The sequence below is a fragment of the Uliginosibacterium sp. 31-12 genome (assembly GCF_030548425.1).
Classification (GTDB): Bacteria; Pseudomonadota; Gammaproteobacteria; order Burkholderiales; family Rhodocyclaceae; genus Uliginosibacterium; species Uliginosibacterium aquaticum.
Map to the genome: position 1 here is coordinate 1 of NZ_JAUOOA010000001.1, position 21,454 is coordinate 21,454.

Below are 21,454 nucleotides of genomic sequence, written 5' to 3' on the forward strand. Positions count from 1 at the left end.
GGCGGGCAGGCTGCGGGGGTCTAAGGCCTGGTTCATGGCTTCTTGTCTGGCAGGGCGGTGGGGGTCTGGGCCTTCGGATCGTGGGCAACCAGGGCTTCGAGCAGCAGCACGTCGGTGTCGTTGGCGGATTCGCGTGCGCCGTCTTTCTTGCCTGCCTTGCGGGGGGCAGCGGCAACTTCAGCCTTGCTTGTGCTGCCTTTTCCTGCGGGCGCGGCATTCTTTCGGCTGGGCGACTCCGGCGTGTTGGCGGCCGGAGCGGCCAATGTGGCGAGCAATGATTTTTTCGGTGCTGCAGTTTCTGCGGGTGCGGGGGAGGGGGGGGCCTCCGGCGCACTGGCCTGGGCTGCGGGGGCTTCGAGCGCGGCCAAAGGGGTGTCTGGCTCGATACGCTCGATGCTGGCAGGGGCGTTCTCCGCAACCAGCTCTGCGGCGGGAGAGGATTCAGCAGCCGCAGGCGGCGGGGCGGCCGGAACAGGCTGTGCGACAACGGCGGGCTCAGGTTTCTGGGCGAGGAGAGCCGGAGTATCGGTCAGCTCCCAGACGATCGAACCGATCAGGCCGGCGCTGAATAGGGCCGCGATAGCCAGCCACAGCGGGCGGCGCTTTTTTTTGGGCGCGGGCGCTGGGCGCGCGTCTAGCGAGGCCAGCACACTGATGCGCTGGGGGGCCGGCTGTCCTGCGGCTTCGGTTGCCGGCCCGAACAGGGACGGGCGACTGGGCGGTGTCGGCTTTGCGGGCGTGGGTTGGGTCATGTCGTCAGGCACGCGTTCAGTTGGCAATGCGGAATTCGATGCGGCGATTGCGCGCACGCCCTTCCGCCGTGTTGTTGGAGGCGACCGGCTCCAGCGAACCCTTGCCGATCGAGATCAGCTGGGTGCTGGCCAGGCCATGCTGGACGAGGTACTGGCGCACCGAGTCGGCGCGGGCCTGAGAGAGCATGGCATTGGCTTCGGGGCGGCCCGAGCTATCGGTATGGCCGATGATCTGGATGCTACGGTCTCCCAGCTGTTTGATGGCGCTGAGCATTTCGTCCAGTAGCTGGCTGCCGCGGGGGGTGAGAATGGCGGAGCCCTGGTCGAACTCGACGATGCGGTTGGCCAGCGCCTTGTCGAGCACCTGTTGCTCGTTGGTGCCGACCCGCAAACCGCTGCGCACTTGATAGGTGGGATTCAGGCGTGCGGCGAGCTGGGCAGGCAATTGCTCGACTTCTTGCTGACTACCGACATCGCCGCGGATGCTGAGGCTGTTGCCGTTGACGTCCAGCTCGCCGTTGCGGACCTGCTTGAGATCTTCGGTAATGAGCTTCAGCACATAGTCAGACCAGTTCGGGGGGGCGGAGACCTTGCCGATACCAAGCTGATCGACAACCCGATCGTTGCCGTAGAGGGTGCGCAGCTTGCCGAGGATGGCCTGGCGAGTCGCTTCGTCCGGCACGGTGCCGCTGACGACGACCGGGCGCTCTGCAGCAGCAGGGGCGGCCGGTGTGGTCTGGGCATGGCTGGTCACGCTACAGGCGAGCAGGGTGGAGAGCAGGAGGAGGTGTGGAATCTTCATGATGTGTGCTGTGCCTTGGGGTCAGGCGCCGAGAAATACTTCGCCGAAGGTGGTGATGGCCTGGGCGAGCGAGAGGTCGGGATGCTCGAGGTAGGTGGAGAGCTTGGTCAGCGCGTATTCGGAGGCGATGTAGTCTTCTACCCATTCGGCATCGCACAGGTCGATGTTGGCTTCAAAGGAACGCGCCGGGTTGAAGATGGCTTCAAGGCCGAGCGCGCTGGCGCCCGAGAAACCGAGTATCAGCTGGGGCCGACCCTGCAAATGGGTGCGCATCAGGCTGATTTCATGATCGCCGCGTGCCAGGAAGGGGGCTACCAGGCTGAGCCAGAAAACGGCCGCCGGCCCGGCCTGCTGCTTGTCTTCCGGCAGTGGCAGGGCCAGGCCCTTGCTGGCGGCTGCACTGGAGCCGGAGAGCAGCGGTGAGAGCAGCAGGCCCAAGGCGATCACGCTGTAGCGCAACAGGCCAGGATTGCCGGCCGCATGCAGCTGGGCCTCCAGCTGGCCGATGCTCAGATCCAGCATCAGACCCTTGCGCTCCGCTTCCAGCTCGGCCAGATCGGCTGGCACACGCAAAGGGGTGACTTCGATGCGGGCCAGGGCTTCGCTGATATCGCTGGCCTGGCGGGCGTCGTCGAGCAGACGCTCCATCTCTTCCCAGCTCTGTTTCATCGCCAGCGGTAGGCAGGGCAGGAAGGAGAGCGGAGTTTCGCTGCGCAGGCTGCCGGCCACCAAAAAGGGGAAGCGCCGGCCGGAGCTGTCTTCGCTGCTGATCATGCGGCCGAGCAACACGTTGGGGCTGCGGCTGCCCAGGAAGGTGAACAGGATGGCGGGCAGGGCGTCGAAGTGGCGCTTCCAGTCCGCATCCACGGCCAGTTGAGCGAGGCTGGCGGAAATCCAGCTATCCAGCGTGTTGATGACGGCCGAGCCATTGTGGCTGCGGATGAAATCGCCACGCGAGGGCAGCTTGCCGAAGTGAATCAGCGGCTCGTTGCCAATCTGCAGGGTGTAGGGCGCATTCATGTTTCAGCGCACCTCGACCGCAGCGACCGCCGGAGCGGGAGTGCCTGCGATGACTTGCGGCAATTGCAGTCCCTTGAGGCTTTGGGCAGGGGCCGGGCTGTTGCTGTTGCCCTGTGCCTGAGCGGCATCGGCACTTTGCTGGCTGATGATGCGCAGCACCACCGAGACCTGCTGGTTGCCTTCGCCCCAGCTCAGCTCGAAATCACCATTGTCACGACGCTGACGGCGGGCGGCTCCGATCATTTTTTCCAGGCCAAAGCGCCCGGGGATGTTGAGCAGCTCGGTGACGCGACCATCAAAACCGGTGGCGGTGACGCGTGCGCCTGGCGTGCCACTGCCCGGCCACTGGAAGCGATGCCAGGCGGTTGCGCCGTTGCGATAACGCATCTGCTGACCGTCGATCTCGACGGCGTATTCGGTGAGTCCGGAGGAGGGCACCGGCATGATCTGGAAGACAGTTTCCGGCGCACCTGCTGCCGCGCCGCTATTCACCGGCCCGCCGGGATTCGCCACGTAGCGCGGGTAATTGGCGGCAAACTCGGGGTTGAGGGTGATGCCAATATCCGCCCAGGTGCGCGGCGAGAAGGTTTGCCCGCGCTGCACGACAAGTGTGGCGAGGGTGGCGCTGGCGTACTTCGAGATGGCGCCGTCCGGGCCGAAGAACTGGGCGATCTCGGCCGGACTGGCTTCGATGCGCGAATCGGCCTGGAACGGGTATTTGGTCCCCAGCGTGCGATTGAAGGGCTCGAAGACCTGGGCCAGCCAGATCTTGTTGAGCTCGACTTCAGCCGGCTTGACGATGACGGTGAAGGATTCCATCAACGGGCGAACCAGCAGCGGCCGGATGGTGCTGCGCTGCGAGTCCGAGAGACCGATGAGCATGCTTTCATCCACGAAACGTAGCGCGTCGGCCAGCTCGGAGCTGCTGCCGTCGAAGGTCTGCTGCATCAGCTGACGGGCGGCCGGACCTGGGTCGCCCGAGGTCTTGATCTGATTGAAGCGGGTGCGCAGGGCTGAGAGGCGTGAGAGGTAGCCGGTGAGCAGCACATCCTTGTTTTCGCCGCGCGGCATCATGAGGGCGGCGATGGCAGCGAACTCTTTGCCGATCAGACCCATCTGCATTTCGCCGGCACCGCTGGCGAGATTGACATTGACGTTCACCTGGCCCGGAGCCTGACGCAGGATGGTCTCCTTGAACCAGGCGACGATGCCGCGCTTGGCACCGGCAAGCTGGGAGTTGATCAGCGAGGGGTTGTCCCAGGAGGTCTCGCGGTAGAGCGCTTCCATCAGGCGCTTGACGGGTGAGCTGCCGGGGTCCCCCAAGCGGTTGAGGCCGGTGACGGCGGCGGTGAAATCCGTGAAGCCTGCCACCGTGACACCTTGCAGGAATTTCTTCCACTCGGCGGCGTACTCGGCCTTGTACATCTCGACCAGTGCCTTCTGGATCTGCTCCGGGCTGCCTTGCAGGGTGAGGTCTTCGCGGGTGCTGGTCTTGAGCACCCAGTCGGAGGACTGCAGTTCCTTGTTGGCAGCTTCCTTGATCGCCGGGTCGACGAACTTTTCCCAGGCATCGCGGGTAAATGCACCGGACATGGCGTAGCTGCCGGCAACGAGCTTGCTGTCTTCCTCGCCGACGATGCGTGCCACGGTCAGCGGCGGGAAGCGGGTGGCTGCGCGGGCCTTGATTTCGGCATACACGCGCTCGCGGGCCGGCATGCCGCGCACCACGCGGCGCAGGTTTTCGCGCACCTGATCGACGAGCGCAATCTTGTTGTCGAGCACCGGGAAGTCCGGCTGGGCGGTCTGGGCCAGGAAGAAACCGAGAATGTGCTCGGCACTCTTGATCATCTGCTCGCGCGGCATGCTGCCGCGGTTGGCATCCAGCCACACGCGCCAGAAGCGGGTGATCTGGTCGTTCAGGTGACCGGATTCGAGACGCTCGCGGTTGGCCAGCATGAGGTAGGTCTTGAGCGCGTTGTAAGCGTCTTCCACGCTGCTCGGGGAGACTTCGCGATAGAGCGATGGTTCTGTGCGTGCAGTAGCCACGGTGGGCGCCGCCGAGGCCTGGGTGGTGGTGCTCTGAGGCTGGAGCTTGTCGGCGTTGGCATTGACTTCGCTGAGATAGCTCTCGATCGATTCACCGACCGGACCCAGCAACACCGCCTTGATGCCGTTGAAATACTCGTAGCGCAGGCGCTGCTCGATGGCATTGCCCTGGTATAGGCCAAAACCGAGCGCCAACGGCTTGTCTTCCCGGAACTGCTGGAGCTGCTGGATGCGATCCTGAATGACTTCGATGGCTTCCAGACGGCTGCCTACATCGGTGCGGCTCTGCTGGATGGCCACGGCGCGGTCCAGATCGGCCTGCACATTGGCGAGCAGCTTCTGGTTGGCGAGGAAGGACCAGGTCCATACCGAGAGTGCCGCGCTGAGCAGCAGTACGGCAGCGCTGAAACCGATGATGCGTGCGCGCTGAGTCGCACGGGAAGTGAACTGGCGCACCAGTCCCTTGTCGGCAAAGATGACCTTGGAGAACAGGTCCGAGAGGAAGAAGCCGGCGCCTTCGTAGATGCTGACCGGCGGGCGGGTGACGCCGGTCGGCTTGAGGGCGAAGAGCTCGCTCATGCGTTGGTCCGAGGTGCTGACCGGGGCGCCTTCACGGACCGCGCTGGAGAAGTAGAAGCCGCGGAACACCGGCTTGTACTGGAAGGGGTTTTCCTCGAAGAGGGTGGCGACGAAGGCACGCAGGCTGGCACGGGTGGCTTCGAATTCGAGCGGGAAGCTCAGCACGCCGGCGCCGATCTTGCCATCGAGGCTCATCGACATGCGGGCGACCGACAATTCGTGCAGGCCATCGATCAGCTTGGCGAAGTGCTCTTCGAAGGAGGCGACGGCGTCGGTCTTGCCCTCCGGGTCGAAGGGCAGGGTGGCGCCCCAGGCGCGGGCGCGCTCCTGAGCGTCTGCATCCTCGAAAAACTCGGCAAACCCGGCAATCAGGTCGACCTTGGTGAACATCAGGTAAACCGGGGCAAACACGCCCAGCTCATCAGAGAGCTCCTGCACGCGCAGGCGCAATTGCTTGGCGAGATTGATCGCGTACTCGGGCCGGTTCTGGCTCAGCTCGGCGATGCTGACGGCGATGATGATGCCGTTGATCGGGGCCTTCGGACGATGACGCTTGAGCAGGTGCAGGAAGGACAGCCATTCGCCGCGATCGGCTTCGTACACGGAGTAGCGGCCGGCGGTGTCGACCAGGATGCCTTCCGAGGTGAAGAACCAGTCACAGTTGCGGGTGCCACCGAGGCCATGAATCACGTTGCCGGTGACGTCCGAGAAGGGGAAGTTCAGCCCCGAGTTAACGATGGCCGAGCTTTTGCCGGCGGCCGGGTTGCCGATCACCAGATACCAGGGCAACTCGTACAGGGCTGCGTTGCCGCTGAGCTCGCCGAGCTTGGACGTCTTGATTGTTTTGACCGCGTCGAGCATGCGCTTGCGCAGGGCTTCGACTTCCGGGCGCTTGTCCGGTGTAGCGGCCTGGACGGCGCGCTCGGCTTCGGCTTCCAGCATTCCGGAAATGGCCTCGGCGCCCTTGCGCGCGCGGTGGGCACGCCACAGGCGCATCAGTACCCAGGCCAGTACGGCCACGGCAAGCACGATGCCGACCCAGAGCAGGGCGATCTGCAGGGTGCTGGCAGAGATCAACAGAAAGGCGGTCAGGGCGAGGAAGCCGATGGCGGCTAACACGCGGGAATCAAACAGGAAGGACAGGAGGCGGCTCATCTTGAATCGGACCAGGAAAAAATCAGCTTGCGGAAACTTGCCAGGGACGCAGCACGGCGAGGCTGCGCTGGACGGGATCGAACAGGGCGGCGGCGAGCACTGCACGGCTCTCCGCTTGCGCCGTATGGGCGGCCATGACCAGGGCCAGCAGTGGGCCGGCATGGCCGGTGTGGCCGAAGCTACGGCCCAGCGAGAGGTGGTCACTCACCGGGTCGAGTTCAGGCAGATGGGTGCTCATGAGCGTGGCGGCTTCGGTGAACCAGGCTGCGCGTTGATCGCAATCCGAGCTCAGGCCGCAGACTTCGCTGGCAGCAAGGCCGGCATGCTCCAGTAATTCCGGCAGCAGGCGACCCAGCAGCTCGGCGTCGGTGCGACCTCGTGCGTCGACAGGCTTCTGGCGTGCCCCCCAAGCGCTGCGTTCGAGGCGTGCGAGCGCCTCGCTTTCTGCAGGGATCTGCGAGGGCGCGGCGGCGAGCAGGATTGCGGCGGACTCTCCCGGGACCAGGCCGTCCGGCGTGCTGGCACTGAAGAGACGCCCTTCGGCTTCGAGTTGATCGATCCGTGTCTGATTGCTGAGGCTATCGCAGGCCACAAGCATCAGGGTGGCCTGGCTGCCCGGATTTTTGCGCAGGTCCAGAGCGAAGGCGTCGGCGACCCGGATCGGGTCGTGATGCAGCTCCGGGCGCTGCGCATCGTGCTTGATGAAGCCGATGGCAAATCCTGAGAGTTCAGTGAGACGCTCGCGGAGATGGGCGGTGAGCATGTCTTGCCATGGGGCGGGGGCAAAGAGCTTGATCAGCAGCGGGCGTTGTGCGGGCGGCGTACCCGCGGGCGTGTGCTCAGGCAGCGGCAGCGGCGGGAGCGCCGCCAGGGTGTCCAGGCTACGGGTGAGCGGGCCGTCCAGCAGGGCCAGCAGACGTGCGCCATCGGCCACTGCTTCAAGTTGCGAGGGATGTTCGGGGCTCGCGCTGTGCAGCCATTTCTCTAGCCACTCCTGATGGGCTTCAGTATCGAGATCGGCATGGCGTGCGCAGCTCACCGGCAGGCCTTCGGCATTGAGCATGTCGTCAGCAAGTTCCGGCCGCAGCTTGCCTTCGCGCAGCTCTGGCAGAACTTGTTCGGCCCAGTCTCCACCGGGCGTGGAGAACTCAGCGGCCAGGATCGCCAGCGGCAGCGGGATGGGCGTTGCAGCAGGCTGGGCAAGCGGTGCGGCAGGGGCCGTAGCCGGGCTGGCGCTGGCAGCGGGCTCGCGTGTCAGCCAGGTGAAGGCCGCCTTGCCAGCAAACCAGAGGGCCACCGCGGCGAGCGGGATATAGACGAAATGCAGCAATAAGGCATTGCCATCGACCTGGGCAGCGCTCTGCTGCAGGTAGATCACGGTGGCCAGCCAGATCAGGCCCACCAGCAGGAAGGGTACGAGCAGCAGCCCGAGGATACGTTGCATGCCGGCCTCAGATGTCCGTGGTGAAGGACTGTGAGGCGATCAGGGTGGCGCCACAGGCTGTCTTGTCGCCATGCCGGGCAACCGGTTTGCCCTCGATCAGGCAGGTTTCGTCGCCGGTGACGATCACGGTGGTGTCGTTGTGCCCGCGCTTCGGGCAGCTCACCTTATCGCCCACGCGAGCCACCTTGCGGCCGTGGATATCGGTGGTCGGGGCGCCTTCGAGCACCACGCCGCCATGATCGGTCTTGTCGCCAACGAGAATGATCGGTCGGTTCATCTTTGAGTTGCCTGTCTTAAAGTGTTGCGGGGGATTTGTCGGTGCGGCTGGGAAGACGCGTCGTGCCGCGCAGTTCGACGTGACCGAAGTCCATCATCTTCCAGCGCCCGCCCCAGGTAAGGCCCATGGCTTCGGCTTCCTGGCCATAGAGCTCGTAGCCACGCATGGCCCAGGGATCTTTTTCAGAGATCACCAGCTTGCCGTTGCGCACGAAAGCCACGTCGGCGGCCATACCGTACTGGTGATAGCTCTGGAAAGCCTTGGCATTGGTGACATGGCCGCCCATGGCCGCGAGTTGATCCTGTCGCTCCGGGCTGCGATAGCCTTCGAGTAGAGCCATTTCATAACCGTGTTCATGCATGCGCTGGAATACGTGCAAGAGGCGCTGGCTGAAGCCGTCATCCAGCAAGCCCCAGTCCCGGCTGGCATTGGCCAGGGCCGGGCGGAGGGTGAGGACTTCGACGGTGGTAAAGGAGTCCGGTGGCAGTGGTGGTGGGGGCACGAGGCGCTCGCCAGCCAGCAGGGCAGCAATCACAGCATCTCCTCCGCGCGGCGCATCGGCGAAGCTGCCGACGTTGATGTCCTCACGCAGGAGCAGGAGCACGAGCAAGGGGATGAGCAGAAACGCAGCGGCTCCCAGCCACCATAGGCGGTATTGCCACAATTCTTCACGCAGGCGCGACACACCGTCGCCGGTGAGCGTGGTGCCGCTGCGCCAGCCTTTCATGCAGGCTTGGGCTAGCTGGCTGAATGGTGAAATTGCAATATTTGCCAAATTGATTGTGGTGTTGAGCAGATATTTCCGGGTTTCTGCGAAAAATATCGAAACACACACCAGAACAATCAAAATCACATAAGCGAAAACTATTGCTACTGCCACGAAGTCCCCGATTCAAAAGCTCTTTTTGTGTTACCAGAAGGTTTTTTAGAGTTGGTGTTTTTGTTGATTTGAGGTGAATTTGACGACTAAAAAATCATTTAAATTCAATGGCTTGGATATTTACAGAAGGCGCTTTGAAGGGCAAGTGCCCGATTGGTCTGCTTGAATTATTTGACGTGATCTGAATAGAAAAAAGCCCTGCGGCAGACGGTCGTCCACCGAAGGGCTTTTTATTACTTAAGCATGCTCCCTGGCGGCGCAGCCAGAAACCTCCGATCAATGCTCCTCGCCGGCATCGAAGCCCAGCAGGTCCTCGAAGCGCGATAGCGCACCTTCTTCCTTGAGAACGGTTTTGAGCCAGACATGGAGTGGCATTTCCCCCCAGTTGGCGGCCTTGTCGGCCAGGTAGGCGACCGGACTGTGCGGTTCGGTGCGACGGAAAAAATCGGCCACCTCGCGCAACTGCTTCAGGGCCTGTTCGCGTGAGCGCAGGGGGCCGCCAGATTGGCTCGTCTGGGTAGCGGAAGGGGTTTCGTTCGCCAGGCTCTCGCCGCCCGAGGCCTCAAGTGGCTGGCGCGAAGCTTCTGCGCTGATGCCGTTTTCCCGGGCCATGCGTTCGATTTCTGCGGCATAGGCTTCGATTGCGCTGCGCAAGGGGGTGAAGGAGGGGCCGTCCATGCCAAGGTGCGCATCGATATTGCGGCCGAGCTGTTCCAGAGTGTTTAGGCAGGTGGTGCAGGCGGCCAGGGTTTGCTCGTAGAAGGCGCGCGGGCTTGAGCGTTGAGCGTCGCGAACCTGTTGCAGGGTGATCCGCTGGGCACTTCCATCGTCTTCGGGGGCCTGGTTACGATCGAGCAGGGATTGCAGGGCCCGCGCTGCGTTCAGGTCTCCCAGGGTGTAGCGGGCGGCTTTGCCCTGAACAACCGGAAAACCCCGTACGAGTTGTACGCCACGCGTGATCAGCCAGCCGATATTGCCGATGCGTTGCTCCTGGTCACCGTCTTCTGCCTGAGGGTGAAGATCACTCCAGAAGCGGCAGACCAGTTCATCGATGGCCCGCAGGCCATGGTTCATGCCGGAGATGCCGTGGGTCTTGGCTAGTGCCTCGGTGAGCCAGGAGGCCAGGCGCAGATCCTTGGTCCGCTCTGTCAGCAGTTGCTGACAGACGCTGGCAGCGCGCTTCCAGTCGGCCTCCTTGATCGAAGTGACCCATTCGCCCTGATCGATGCTGGGGTCGTCCTCACGGCGGGCTTCCTGGATCTCGTCGAATTCGCTGGAGAAAGACATGTCTTCCCCGCACGGATTGGTGTCAGAAAGTGCGGCGCCGAGGGCGTCGAGTTCGGGCAAGCTAGAGGCGTTCATGGTGTCAGGTCCACGGGAAAAATGAGCAGGAGAGCGCTCGTCTGGTCAGGATCGGAATGTGCGCGAGGCGCGATTCTGATGCAACTTGTGAGGCCCGACTTTCCGACCAGCCCTTGGTCTGTGCCGACGAGCAGAGGATTCTGCGTTCATGCTGAGGGCGTTGGGGCGTACTTTCGTCTGCTTTCCATACGCTAGCGATTGTGCGCTGCGGATTGACTCGATCCTGTACGCAGGTAGCATCCAAACGTTTGTTTGAATATTGCCTTTACATGCCGCCTGCCGGATCGCCCGAATCTTCTTCGCTAACTGCCGCCCGCATCATGGATGCGGCCGAAAGCCTGTTTGCAGAGCATGGTTTCGATGGAAGCTCGATGCGCATGCTCACGGCTGCGGCAGGTGTCAATCTGGCTGCGGTGAACTATCACTTCGGTAGCAAGGCTGAGTTGATCCGACGGATTTTCCAGCGTCGGCTAGCCGACTTGAATGGTGAGCGCATGACGAGGCTGGAGGCACTTGAGGCCAGCGTAGAGCCGGGTGTGGCTTTGCCGCCCGAACAGATCCTCGAAGCCTTCTTTGCGCCGGCAGTGCGTCTGGCCAGCGATCAGGCCGGTGGTGGTGCGATCTTCATGCGTCTTCTAGGGCAGGCGTATACGGCGCCGGTGGAGGGCTTGGGTGAGTTCATCGCTGCGGCCTACGAGCAGGTGTTGCAACGCTATCTGGAGGCTTCGTGCCGTGCGTTGCCGGGCTTGCCAAGTGATGAAGTGGCCTGGCGCCTGCATTTTGTGGCAGGCGCCGCGACGTATGTCATTTCCGGTGCCGATGCTTTGGCCTTGCTGAAGCATCCGGAAGAGCGGGATCCGGCGCGCTTGCTGCGTCGGATGGAGGTTTTCTTTCTGGGAGGGCTGCAAGCCCCTTGGCCAGCAGATTGAAGGGTGCGCGCTGGTGCGGGGTTTGTGGGTGAGTGCAGGTTTATATAACTAGAGGTTTTCAGGAGAGTTGCATGCAGAAAAAGAGGATGGTTCGAGCGATTGCCGCCGTGTTCGGTTTGGGCTTGAGTGGTGTGGCAGGCGCGTCGGGCTTTCAGTTGCTTGAGCAAAACGCCAGCGGTCTGGGCAATGCCTATGCGGGCTCGGCTGCGGTGGGTGAGAACGCCAGTACGGTGTTTTTCAATCCAGCCGCAATGACCAAGCTGAAGGGCGTTAATGTGTCCGCCGGGGTCGCACTGATCCAGCCGAGCTACAAATTCAGTGATGAAGGCTCCTCGAATGCTCCCGCAGCCAAGGGTACGAATGGTGGTGATGCCGGTGGTATTGCCGCGCTGCCAAACATGTATGCAAGCTGGCAGGTTAGCGACAAGGTGTTTGCCGGTCTTGGTGTGGGCAGCCCGTTTGGTTTGAAGACCGAGTATGACAATGACTGGGTCGGGCGTTTTCAGTCCACTACTTTTGATATCAAGACTTACAACGTCAATCCCTCTATGGCTGTGCAGGCGACTGAGAACGTGTCGCTGGGTTTTGGTGTGAACTATCAGCGCATGGAGGCTTTGTACAAGCGCCAGGCTGGTGTTGCGTACCCTCCGGGCTCGAATGCAGCACTGAATGCCATGGTGCAGGGCACCACCGTAACGCTGGATGCCACGAGTGAAGCCTGGGGCTGGAATGCTGGTGCTCTGTTCAAGCTCGGCAGTAGCATGGATCTTGGCGTTTCTTATCGCTCCAAGGTCTTTCATCGCCTTGAAGGCACGCTTACTTCGACCAATCAGGCCGTATCGCCGGATACCCATGCCAGGGCTGATCTGACTTTGCCGGATACCTATATCCTGAGTATCGTCCAGCGTCTGGATGAGAACTGGGAAGTGCTGGGCGATGTGTCGCGCACTAACTGGAGCAGCGTGGACAAGGTGGCAATCGATCGTGCCAACGGCTCGACTGCTCAGACGCTGGATGCGCGTTTCCGTGACACCTGGCGCTTCGCGCTGGGCGGCACCTATAAGATCAATGCCAGTTGGAAATGGAAGTACGGTATTGCTTACGACCAGACCCCGGTGCGTAGTGCCGAGGAGCGTCTGCTCTCGCTGCCGGATAACAACCGTTACTGGATTTCTACCGGAGCTCAATGGAAGCTGGACAAGTCCTCCACGGTTGATGTTGGTGCTGCCTATCTCTACATTCCCAAGTCAAGCGTGTCGGCTGATCAGCGCAGCAGTGGCCGCGGCAACGTGGTGGGCTCCTACGATGGCAGCATCGTGATTCTGGGTATGCAGTACTCGGTCAGCTTTTAAGCGTTTTCTGGCAACAAAAAAGCCGCTCATTACTGAGCGGCTTTTTTGTTGCAGACGGGGCTGATCAGGGCTTGGCGAGTTCGAAATCGGCGCCTGCCTTCTTGCAGTTTTCAGCGGCCTTGTCTGCCATCTTCACCATCGAAGCCGGCGCACCTGCCGGGGCCTTGGCGCCGGTGCAAACGTACAGCGGCTTGCCCTTGTAAGACCATTGGGTCGAGCCATCTTCACGCTCAATGATCTTGTAGTCGCCACCGGCTACGTCATCCGGACCCGGATAAAGCGGGCCGAAGACCTTCAGGCAATCGCGCACGCAGGCGCTTTTGTCGGCGTTTGCATCTTTCTTGTATGTGTAAAGCACCTCACCACCGGTGCTGACAAGAGCGCCATCCTTGACGACGGTCGGAGCCACGAAGCTGGAACTGGGGGCCGAGCTACAGGCCGAAAGCAGTGCGAGGGAAAGCGATGCAACTACGAGGCTAAGCGGGTGCTTCATGGTGATCCTCCTGATGTGTTGTCAAGCTAACTCGGGGTCTCGTCTTGGACGCCAAAGGCATTATTCCAAGGAGAAGAAACTTTCTCAATGCCTATATGAGTTTGCTTTATCAGTTTGCAGCCACTGGTGTTGCGCCAGTGCCAGCAGTGAAGGACCAATTATTCTTCCAGGCGGCATGAACGGCATTCGGGTATTCCGGTTTTCCTAGGCTGCCGTTATAGCGCCCCAGGGCGCGGAACACGTCACCCTTCTCGATATCCAGATAGTGGCGCAGGATCGTGCAGCCGTAGCGCAGGTTGGTGCGCAGGTGAAACAGGTTGGTGTCCGGCGTACCGATGGCCTTCACCCAGAAGGGCATGACCTGCATCAGGCCACGCGCGCCCACGCTGGATACGGCGTACTTGCGAAAGCCGCTCTCGACCTGGATCAGGCCCAGCACCATTTGCGGGTCGAGCCCGGCGCGTTGGGCTTCGTAATATACGGTCTTGAGAAATTCGACCCGTTCGCGCGTGTCGGGCATGCGTTTGGCCAGGCGTGGAGCCATCTCGTTGAGCCAGCGCAGCTTTTCGTTCAGCGACGGGAAGATGGGCTCTGGCGCGGTCAGGTCCGCAACCGCAGCGTGCAGCGCGGCCTGCACGCTGGCTGCGAGCGCCTCTTCGCGCTGCGCACCGGCCCATGCCGTGCAGGACGACAAGGCCAGCAATGCAACAAGAAGAGGGCGCAGACTCAGTTGCACAGGCGTGTCTTGATGAAAGCCGCAATCTCGGCAACCGGGACCTTGGTGGCTTCGGCCTCACGACGGCCCTGATACTCGGCCACGCCTTCCTTCAGGCCACGATCACCAATCACCACGCGGTGCGGCACACCGATCAATTCCCAATCGGCAAACATTACGCCTGGGCGCTCATCGCGGTCATCCAGAATCGCGTCGATGCCCGCCGCCCGCAGTTCGGCGTACAGCGAGGTGGCCGCTTCCCGTACGGTTTCAGAGCGGCTCCAGCCCATCGGGCAGATCACGATCTGGAAGGGGGCGATGGCGTCCGGCCAGATAATGCCGCGTTCGTCGAAATTCTGTTCGATCGCGGCACCCATGATGCGGGTCACGCCTACGCCGTAACAGCCCATCTCCATGACCTGTTCCTTGCCATCTTCGCCGATAAACTTGCAGCCCATGGCTTCGGAGTAGCGTGTGCGCAGCTGGAAGATGTGACCGACTTCGATGCCGCGGCAGATGGCTAGCGTGCCCTTGCCGTCCGGTGAAGGGTCGCCGGCAACGACATTACGGATGTCGGCAACGGCCGGTTCCGGAAAGTCCCGACCGAGATTGGCGCCGGTGTAGTGGTAGTCGTTCTCGTTGGCACCGATCACGGCATTACTCATCACGGCAACGGCGCGGTCCATGTAGACCTTGCCCTGGAAGCCGATCGGGCCGATGGAACCAGGTTCGGCACCGAAGGCGTCGCGGATGGTGGCCGGGGAGGCAAAGCGCAGCGGCGAGAATACGCCGGCGAGCTTGCTGGCCTTCACTTCGTTCAGCTCGTGGTCGCCACGCAGCAGCAGCAGTACCGGCACGCCGTCGTCGCCATCAACGATGACCGACTTGATGGTCTGGCGGGCCTCGATCTTGAGGAAGGTGGCGAGCTGTTCGATGGTCTTGGCGCCGGGGGTGTGGATCTTTGTCAGCGCGGCAGACGGCGCGGGGCGCTGCGTCGCGGGCGCGACGGCTTCGGCCAGTTCGACGTTGGCGGCGTATTCCGAGTTCGGGTTGTAGGCGATGGCGTCTTCGCCGGTCTCAGCGATCACGTGAAATTCATGCGAACCAGTGCCCCCGATGGCGCCGGTGTCCGCTGCAACGGCACGGAACTCCAGACCGAGGCGGGTGAAGATCGAGGAGTAGGTGCTGAACATGTTCTGGTATTCGCGCTTGAGGTCCTCGAAATCCTTGTGGAAGGAATAGGCGTCCTTCATCGTGAATTCGCGGCCACGCATGATGCCGAAGCGGGGGCGGCGCTCGTCGCGGAACTTGGTCTGGATCTGGTACAGGTTCTTCGGCAGCTGGCGATAGCTGCGCAGATCCTGACGCACGATGTCGGTGATGACTTCTTCCGAGGTCGGTTGCATCACGAAGTCGCGCTGATGGCGATCCTTGAAGCGCAAGAGCTCGTCGCCCATCTTGTCGAAGCGGCCGGTCTCCTGCCACAGCTCGGCCGGTTGCACGATGGGCATGGAAAGCTCCACCGCGCCGGCTCGGTTCATTTCCTCACGGATGATATTCTCGATCTTGCGGATCACGCGCAGACCCATCGGCATGTAGTTATAGATACCGGCGGAGAGCTTCTTGATGAAGCCGGCGCGCATCATCAGTTTGTGGCTGACGATCTCTGCATCGGCGGGGGCATCCTTGAGGGTCGAAATGTAGAACTGGCTAGCGCGCATGATGAGGCTTCGGGTGGAAAGCGGATGGACAATCTGGAATTGTACCCGAGGGCCCCGGCTACGCGCAGCGCGGGCTGGCGAGAGGTTTCCTTGGGCGGGGAACTATGGAAGAATCACAGCAGTTCATGAATTTCATGGTGATACCCATGCTCGACAGGGACGGCTATCGGCCCAACGTCGGCATCGTCATCGTCAACTCACACAACGAGGTTTTCTGGGGCAAACGCATCCGCGAACATTCCTGGCAGTTCCCGCAAGGCGGCATCAAGCAAGGGGAGTCCCCCGAGCAGGCGATGTTCCGGGAGCTTTATGAGGAGGTTGGATTGCGTCCCGAGCACGTGCGCGTGCTCGCCCGGACCCGTGACTGGTTGCGTTATGACGTGCCGAAGCACTGGATCAAGCGCGAGTGGCGCAGCACCTACCGCGGTCAGAAACAGATCTGGTTTCTGTTGCGTCTTGCGGGGCGAGATTGCGACGTGAACCTTCGCGCCAGCGGCCATCCCGAGTTTGACGCTTGGCGCTGGACTAATTTCTGGGTGCCACTGGAGGGCGTCATCGAGTTCAAGCGCGGCGTCTATCGTGCTGCGCTGAATGAACTGGGTGTCAGCCTGTTTCATGGCGACATGCAATCCCGTCCGCGCTCCTACGAGCCCGAAGCGCCGGCGCGTCAGGCCTGAATCATGCTCGATCGCCTCATCATTAGTTTCGATCGTGCCCTGCGCACCCTGGCGGCCGAGCCGCGCAGCATGCGTGCGGTGCCGGGTGCGCAACAGCCTGAAGCTGTGCTTGATGATTCCCAGCGCAAGCATGTAGCAGGGCTGATGCGCATTAATCACGTCGGCGAAATCTGCGCCCAAGCTCTTTATCAGGGGCAGGCTCTGACGGCACGGACTCAGCACTCACGCTCTGTGCTGGAGCATGCCGCGGACGAAGAGACCGAACACTTGGCCTGGACCCTGCAGCGCATCCGTGAGCTTGGTGGTCGCCCCAGCTTGCTCAATCCTCTATGGTACGGCGGAGCACTGGCGATCGGCGTCGGCGCGGGACTGGCGGGAGATCGCTGGAGTCTGGGTTTTCTGGCTGAGACGGAAAAGCAGGTTGAAGCCCATCTCGACAGTCATCTTGGTAAAGTGCCACAGAATGATCTGCGCAGCCGCGAGATTCTTGAACAGATGCGGAGCGACGAGATCGCGCACGCTGAAATGGCGCAGGAGCTTGGCGGTGCCGCCTTGCCAGGGCCTGTGCAGGAGGCCATGCGTCTGGCCTCCCGGGTCATGACGACAGTGGCCTATCGCGTTTAATACCGCCGTCGGCTTCAGGCAGCGGGCGTTTCGATGATTTCGAAGTCGTGGGTGATCTCGGCCGTCTTGCCAAGCATGATCGAGGCAGAGCAGTACTTGTCCGCTGACAGCTTGATGGCGCGCTCAACGATCTCCGGCTTCAATTTCTGGCCGCTGACCAGATAGTGGTAGTGGATGCGGGTGAAGACTTTCGGGTCTGTTTCGGCTCGTTCAGCCTTGAGCTGTACTTCGCAGCCAGCAACCGCATGACGTCCTCGCTTGAGGATTAGCACTACGTCGTAAGCAGTGCAGCCGCCGGCGCCAGCCAGGATCAACTCCATGGGGCGAGGCGCCTGATTTTGCCCTCCCAGATCACCCGCCCCCTCCATTCGGATGGTGTGTCCGCTGGTGGTGTCGGCGACGAAACGGGCATCGCCATCCCATTTGACAGTGCATTCCATGGCTTGAGCTTCTCTTCTCTATTCTCGGGAACGCGAGTGTAAAACCCTGTGGAAGTCTCGTGTGAATTGCGTGTTTGCGGTGTAGCCTGCAGCCTGGGAGAGAGGCTTGCCATGGTTCGACGCGCCTTTGGTATTTGTCAGTCCGTGAATATTTCCCTTGATGAATCATGGTTTTGTTGGTATTGGCAGTTTTTATGGGTGAATAGAAACAATCTCGCCCGAAGATCAGCCTTGATTCTTGCAATGCACCATCGGTCACTCCATAATTGAACCGTGTTGATCGCAGTGCTTTGCGATCCGTCGTTTGTCTCCTCCACCCTCCTCCTTTGGTGTGGACTTGGCGCAGCCCCACAAGGGCTGCGTTTTTTTCGCCTGTAATCGACGGCAAGCCTTCCGCCGGTGGTGACAACATCGTCTTTGATGATGTGTTTGACACCGCTGTTTTAAACCGCATATACTTGCCGACTTTCCGCGTACGGGTGTCCGTTTCGCGTACAACAAGACAAGACTAGAGGAAACTCTGTGATGAAGACCTTTTCCGCCAAGCCGCATGAAGTGACGCACGACTGGTTCGTCGTCGATGCGACCGACAAGGTGCTTGGTCGTCTGGCCAGCGAAATCGCACGCCGCCTGCGCGGCAAGCATAAGGCCATCTATACGCCGCACGTTGATACCGGTGATTTCATCATCGTGACCAATGTCGAGAAGCTGCGTGTGACTGGCGACAAGGCACTGGACAAGAAGTACTACCGTCACTCGGGCTACCCGGGCGGTATTTACGAAACCAATTTCACCAAGTTGCAACAGCGCTTCCCCGCTCGCGTGCTGGAGAAGGCCGTCAAGGGCATGCTGCCCAAGGGCCCCCTCGGCTACGCGATGCTCAAGAAGCTCAAGTGCTACGCTGGTGGTGAGCATCCGCATGCTGCCCAGCAGCCCAAGGTGCTGGACATCTAATCTAGGAGCGAGAAAATGCCCGTTGGACAGTACAACTACGGCACGGGTCGTCGCAAGACTGCGGTGGCTCGCGTATTCATCAAGGCCGGTTCCGGCAAAATCGTCGTCAACGGCAAGCCGCTCGACGAATTCTTCTCCCGTGAAACGGGTCGTATGGTGGTTCGTCAGCCTCTGCAGCTGACTGAGACCAGCGATCGTTTTGACATCATGGTCAACGTGAACGGTGGCGGTGAGTCGGGTCAAGCTGGTGCAGTGCGTCACGGTATCACCCGTGCCCTGATCGACTTCAGCCCTGAACTGAAGCCTGCTCTGAAAAAGGCCGGTTTCGTGACTCGGGATGCACGTGAAGTTGAGCGTAAGAAGGTCGGTCTGCGCAAAGCTCGCCGTGCCAAGCAATTCTCGAAGCGCTAAGCGTTTCCTGGATTCAACAAAAAGCCCGCATAGCGGGCTTTTTGTTTTTCAGACCCTATTTTTTCGCGGGCATGAGTGCTTGTCGAGCTATCTCAATGCCTTCAGCGCGAGTTTGTCCAACCAACTAAGCGCCTTAGTTCATTGTTTCGTAAAGCGGGAGGGTGAGGAATTCTACGTACGGATCCGAGAGCGACATCTCTTCGAAGATCTTGGCGGCTTGTTCATAGTTGGTTGCGTTTTCTCCTTGGGCGGTTACCGTGGCTTTGACTTTTTCCAGCTCCTGCTGGATCAGGTTGCGAACCAGCACGGCATCCACCTTGCGGTCGTCGTCCAGCACACCCTTGGGCGAGCGTACCCATTGCCACACCTGCGAGCGGCTGATCTCCGCGGTGGCTGCGTCTTCCATTAGGTTGTGGATCGGCACGCAGCCGTTGCCGGCGAGCCAGGAGCCGAGGTAGTGGATGCCCACATTGATGTTGTTGCGCAGGCCCGCTTCGGTGATCGGCTGCTCAGGCACGAAGTTCAGCAGGTCGGCGGCACAAAATTGCACGTCGTCGCGCTGCTTACCCCACTGATTGGGCGCATCGCCAAGCACCTTCACGAACTCCTCGTGCGCGATCGGCACTAGCCCCGGGTGGGCCACCCAGCCGCCGTCGAAGCCATCCACCGCGTCGCGAGCCTTGTCTGCCCGTACACCGGCGAGCGCCTTCTCGTTGGCTTCCGGATCATTCTTGATTGGAATCAGCGCTGCCATGCCACCGATGGCGGGTGCGTCGCGCTTGTGGCAAGCCTTCACCAGACTCAGCGCATAGGCACGCATGAAGGGCGCGGTCATCGTAATTGCGGAGCGGTTTGCCAGGCAGAAATCTTTGTTTTCCTTGAATTTCTTGATGCAGGAGAAGATGTAATCCCAGCGCCCTGCGTTGAGCCCTGCGCTGTGCTCGCGTAGCTCATAGAGAATCTCTTCCATCTCGAAGGCTGCAAGGATGGTCTCGATCAATACCGTGGCCTTGATCGTGCCGCGTGGGATGCCCAGTTCGTCCTGTGCCATGCAGAAGATGTCGTTCCACAGGCGTGCCTCCAGATGGCTCTCCATCTTCGGCAGATAGTAGAAGGGGCCTGCGCCTCGCGCGATCTGCTCTTTTGCATTGTGGAAAAAGGCCAGCGCGAAATCAAAGATCCCGCCGGACACACGCTGTCCGTCAACAAGTACGTGTTTCTCGTCCAAGTGCCAGCCACGCGGGCGAATCTGTAGGGTGGCGACCTTGTCCCTCAGTCTGTATTCCTTGCCGGCTTCGCTGGTGTAACTGATCGTGCCGTGGATGGCATCGCGTAGATTGATCTGCCCCTGAATCTGGTTGAACCAATTCGGCGCGTTGGAATCCTCGAAGTCAGCCATATACGAGTCCGCCCCGGAGTTCAGTGCATTGATGATCATCTTGCGCTCGACCGGTCCGGTGATCTCGGTGCGGCGGCAACGCAGGGCAGGGGGAAGGGGCGAGATCCGCCACTCTCCTTCGCGAATGACTAGGGTTGCGGGCAGGAAATCCGGGAGCTCACCTGCGTCGATACGAACTTGACGTTCGGTTCGAGCTTTTAGCAGTACTTGGCGTCTGCCTTCGAACGCCTGATGCAACTTAGCGATAAGAGCCAATGCCTCAGATGTAAGGATAGTTTCGAAGCCGGAGTGGAGGGGGGCATAGATCTCGATAACAGAGGGGCGTGGCATGTGTGAAGCTCCTGCAGGAGGGATGTTGCACTGCAGTGTAGGAGTGAGCTAATCGATGGAGCAAGGGCGGAATTACCACTATCGATTGGGTGTCATGTCTGACAATCACGCTTTCCCCAGAAAAAAACCCGCTAATAGCGGGCTTGGTCTGCATTCCTCACGGCCAAAGGCTATTTCTTCCAGTTGCCTGTACGTGCGCCGGTATTGGTAAGCGTTTGATTTCCATCGTTTGCCTGACTTGTTCCGGTTTTTGGGGTGGCGGTGACGGTGAAATCATTTGCATTACAGGCTCCCGCAATCGTGTAAAAGTCATGACTAGGGCCTGATACGCCACAAGTTGTGCCGCTTGAGTTGTATTTTCCGTTTGTTGAGTAATAGCGCTCCAAGCTTTGGGCATACTCTGTTGCGGCGCGTTGAGCGTCAGCACGTCGTGTACTGACAATGTAGCTTGTGTAGGATGGCAAGGCGATACTCGCAAGTATCGCAACAATGGCCACGGTGATCATCAATTCGATCAGAGTGAAGCCGGATTTTCGGTGTGAATGATTTAGGGCAAGCATGATGCAAGGTTCCTGAGTGGGAATTACATCGGACAGACGAAGGAAATCGCCTGCAGGATGACGACAGAGTTCGAATTCAACCCTTGCCCTTTCCCCATGATGCTGTAGGGCAGGCAGCTTTCTTTTCCTGTAGGAACGAAACTGCTGGCGGGTGTCAGTGCATTAATCACGAATTTGGCACTAGTTCCTTGGCCTGTGGCAAGGGTGACCTCTTTTGAGTCTGTATCAGACCAAGCAGAAGGAACAGTGTTCGCTGCAGATGCAGCACCAATACCGGTGTTTGGGATACTGGTACACGGCCCCATGCATGCCTCTCCGTTTGCAGTCAGTGCTGCCTGTGCCTGACTCAAGGCTTGTTCGGCGGCCTGATAGGCTCGCGAGCGGTCCATGTGATTCCCTGTAATGCGTTCCCCAAGCGTTCCTGTGCGGGTTGCAGAGAGTACAAGAATGGTCAGTGCGAGAAGCAAAACCAAGGATACGATCAGTGATAAACCTTGTTCTTTTTTTCCGAAGTAGCTCATGGTGTCTTCTT

The 21,454-nt window shown here is 60.7% G+C and carries 21 protein-coding genes; 6 read left to right on the top strand and 15 right to left on the bottom strand.

Features of this window, described 5'->3' with window-relative positions; translation table 11 throughout:
- Nucleotides 1–32: 32 nt before the first annotated feature.
- The 8 genes from Q3Y64_RS00005 to tssA all read right to left on the bottom strand — a co-directional run bounded on the left by Q3Y64_RS00005 (nucleotide 33) and on the right by tssA (nucleotide 10,317).
- Entirely contained in the window at nucleotides 33–779 is a 747-nt protein-coding gene (locus Q3Y64_RS00005) for a hypothetical protein (RefSeq protein ID WP_303559208.1), read from the bottom strand.
- Nucleotides 769–1,554 (bottom strand): OmpA family protein, encoded by a 786-nt coding sequence (locus tag Q3Y64_RS00010; protein WP_303559209.1) that lies wholly within the window; start codon nucleotides 1,552–1,554, stop codon nucleotides 769–771. The genes Q3Y64_RS00005 and Q3Y64_RS00010 overlap by 11 nt, the downstream gene beginning before the upstream one ends.
- Nucleotides 1,555–1,575: 21 nt before the next feature.
- On the bottom strand, nucleotides 1,576–2,574 hold the full coding sequence (tagF, locus tag Q3Y64_RS00015; RefSeq protein WP_101942254.1) for a type VI secretion system-associated protein TagF: 999 nt from the start codon (nucleotides 2,572–2,574) through the stop codon (nucleotides 1,576–1,578).
- Between the two features lie 3 nt (nucleotides 2,575–2,577).
- Nucleotides 2,578–6,354, bottom strand: coding sequence for a type VI secretion system membrane subunit TssM (tssM, locus tag Q3Y64_RS00020; RefSeq protein WP_303559215.1), 3,777 nt, complete (start codon nucleotides 6,352–6,354; stop codon nucleotides 2,578–2,580).
- A gap of 22 nt (nucleotides 6,355–6,376) precedes the next feature.
- Nucleotides 6,377–7,798, bottom strand: a complete 1,422-nt coding sequence (locus tag Q3Y64_RS00025) for a hypothetical protein (RefSeq protein WP_303559217.1) — start codon at nucleotides 7,796–7,798, stop codon at nucleotides 6,377–6,379.
- Nucleotides 7,799–7,805: 7 nt separating this feature from the next.
- Entirely contained in the window at nucleotides 7,806–8,075 is a 270-nt protein-coding gene (locus Q3Y64_RS00030) for a PAAR domain-containing protein (protein ID WP_101942256.1), read from the bottom strand.
- Nucleotides 8,076–8,091: 16 nt separating this feature from the next.
- Nucleotides 8,092–8,802 carry a M15 family metallopeptidase gene (locus tag Q3Y64_RS00035; protein WP_101942257.1) on the bottom strand — a complete coding sequence of 237 codons (711 nt, stop codon included), beginning with the start codon at nucleotides 8,800–8,802 and terminating at the stop codon, nucleotides 8,092–8,094.
- Between the two features lie 429 nt (nucleotides 8,803–9,231).
- Nucleotides 9,232–10,317, bottom strand: coding sequence for a type VI secretion system protein TssA (gene tssA, locus Q3Y64_RS00040; protein ID WP_101942258.1), 1,086 nt, complete (start codon nucleotides 10,315–10,317; stop codon nucleotides 9,232–9,234).
- 269 nt (nucleotides 10,318–10,586) lie between these two features.
- On the opposite strand from tssA, the gene Q3Y64_RS00045 reads away from it, so the two are divergent.
- Together Q3Y64_RS00045 and Q3Y64_RS00050 are read left to right on the top strand one after the other, a co-directional pair.
- Complete coding sequence (locus Q3Y64_RS00045; RefSeq protein WP_303559224.1) at nucleotides 10,587–11,246, top strand: TetR/AcrR family transcriptional regulator; 660 nt, start codon at nucleotides 10,587–10,589, stop codon at nucleotides 11,244–11,246.
- Between the two features lie 71 nt (nucleotides 11,247–11,317).
- Nucleotides 11,318–12,598: an OmpP1/FadL family transporter gene (locus Q3Y64_RS00050; RefSeq protein ID WP_170021963.1), complete on the top strand. Its 1,281-nt coding sequence runs from the start codon at nucleotides 11,318–11,320 to the stop codon at nucleotides 12,596–12,598.
- Between the two features lie 64 nt (nucleotides 12,599–12,662).
- Here the strand turns inward: Q3Y64_RS00050 and Q3Y64_RS00055 are convergent, their stop codons facing one another.
- The 3 genes from Q3Y64_RS00055 to Q3Y64_RS00065 form a co-directional block, all read right to left on the bottom strand.
- Nucleotides 12,663–13,091, bottom strand: coding sequence for a hypothetical protein (locus tag Q3Y64_RS00055; RefSeq protein ID WP_170021962.1), 429 nt, complete (start codon nucleotides 13,089–13,091; stop codon nucleotides 12,663–12,665).
- Between the two features lie 109 nt (nucleotides 13,092–13,200).
- Nucleotides 13,201–13,827 (bottom strand): lytic transglycosylase domain-containing protein, encoded by a 627-nt coding sequence (locus Q3Y64_RS00060; RefSeq protein WP_254048217.1) that lies wholly within the window; start codon nucleotides 13,825–13,827, stop codon nucleotides 13,201–13,203.
- A complete protein-coding gene (locus tag Q3Y64_RS00065) occupies nucleotides 13,818–15,527 on the bottom strand; it encodes a proline--tRNA ligase (RefSeq protein ID WP_303559232.1) in 1,710 nt (569 codons plus the stop codon). Before Q3Y64_RS00065 ends, Q3Y64_RS00060 begins: the two co-directional genes overlap by 10 nt.
- 146 nt (nucleotides 15,528–15,673) lie before the next feature.
- On the opposite strand from Q3Y64_RS00065, the gene Q3Y64_RS00070 reads away from it, so the two are divergent.
- Nucleotides 15,674–16,204, top strand: a complete 531-nt coding sequence (locus tag Q3Y64_RS00070) for an RNA pyrophosphohydrolase (protein ID WP_170022031.1) — start codon at nucleotides 15,674–15,676, stop codon at nucleotides 16,202–16,204.
- Nucleotides 16,205–16,207: 3 nt separating this feature from the next.
- Nucleotides 16,208–16,828 carry a 2-polyprenyl-3-methyl-6-methoxy-1,4-benzoquinone monooxygenase gene (coq7, locus tag Q3Y64_RS00075; protein WP_101942263.1) on the top strand — a complete coding sequence of 207 codons (621 nt, stop codon included), beginning with the start codon at nucleotides 16,208–16,210 and terminating at the stop codon, nucleotides 16,826–16,828.
- Between the two features lie 14 nt (nucleotides 16,829–16,842).
- Here the strand turns inward: coq7 and Q3Y64_RS00080 are convergent, their stop codons facing one another.
- Nucleotides 16,843–17,268 (bottom strand): OsmC family protein, encoded by a 426-nt coding sequence (locus tag Q3Y64_RS00080; RefSeq protein ID WP_101942264.1) that lies wholly within the window; start codon nucleotides 17,266–17,268, stop codon nucleotides 16,843–16,845.
- Between the two features lie 525 nt (nucleotides 17,269–17,793).
- Here Q3Y64_RS00080 and rplM point away from each other — a divergent pair.
- Nucleotides 17,794–18,222 (top strand): 50S ribosomal protein L13, encoded by a 429-nt coding sequence (gene rplM / locus Q3Y64_RS00085; RefSeq protein ID WP_101942265.1) that lies wholly within the window; start codon nucleotides 17,794–17,796, stop codon nucleotides 18,220–18,222.
- 15 nt (nucleotides 18,223–18,237) lie between these two features.
- A complete protein-coding gene (gene rpsI / locus Q3Y64_RS00090; RefSeq protein WP_101942266.1) occupies nucleotides 18,238–18,633 on the top strand; it encodes a 30S ribosomal protein S9 in 396 nt (131 codons plus the stop codon).
- 133 nt (nucleotides 18,634–18,766) lie between these two features.
- On the opposite strand, the gene aceB is transcribed toward rpsI, so the two are convergent.
- The 3 genes from aceB to Q3Y64_RS00105 form a co-directional block, all read right to left on the bottom strand.
- Nucleotides 18,767–20,362 carry a malate synthase A gene (gene aceB, locus Q3Y64_RS00095; protein ID WP_303559237.1) on the bottom strand — a complete coding sequence of 532 codons (1,596 nt, stop codon included), beginning with the start codon at nucleotides 20,360–20,362 and terminating at the stop codon, nucleotides 18,767–18,769.
- Nucleotides 20,363–20,532: 170 nt separating this feature from the next.
- Entirely contained in the window at nucleotides 20,533–20,922 is a 390-nt protein-coding gene (locus tag Q3Y64_RS00100; protein ID WP_101942268.1) for a type IV pilin protein, read from the bottom strand.
- A gap of 23 nt (nucleotides 20,923–20,945) precedes the next feature.
- A complete protein-coding gene (locus Q3Y64_RS00105; protein WP_101942269.1) occupies nucleotides 20,946–21,443 on the bottom strand; it encodes a PilX N-terminal domain-containing pilus assembly protein in 498 nt (165 codons plus the stop codon).
- Nucleotides 21,444–21,454: the final 11 nt, after the last annotated feature.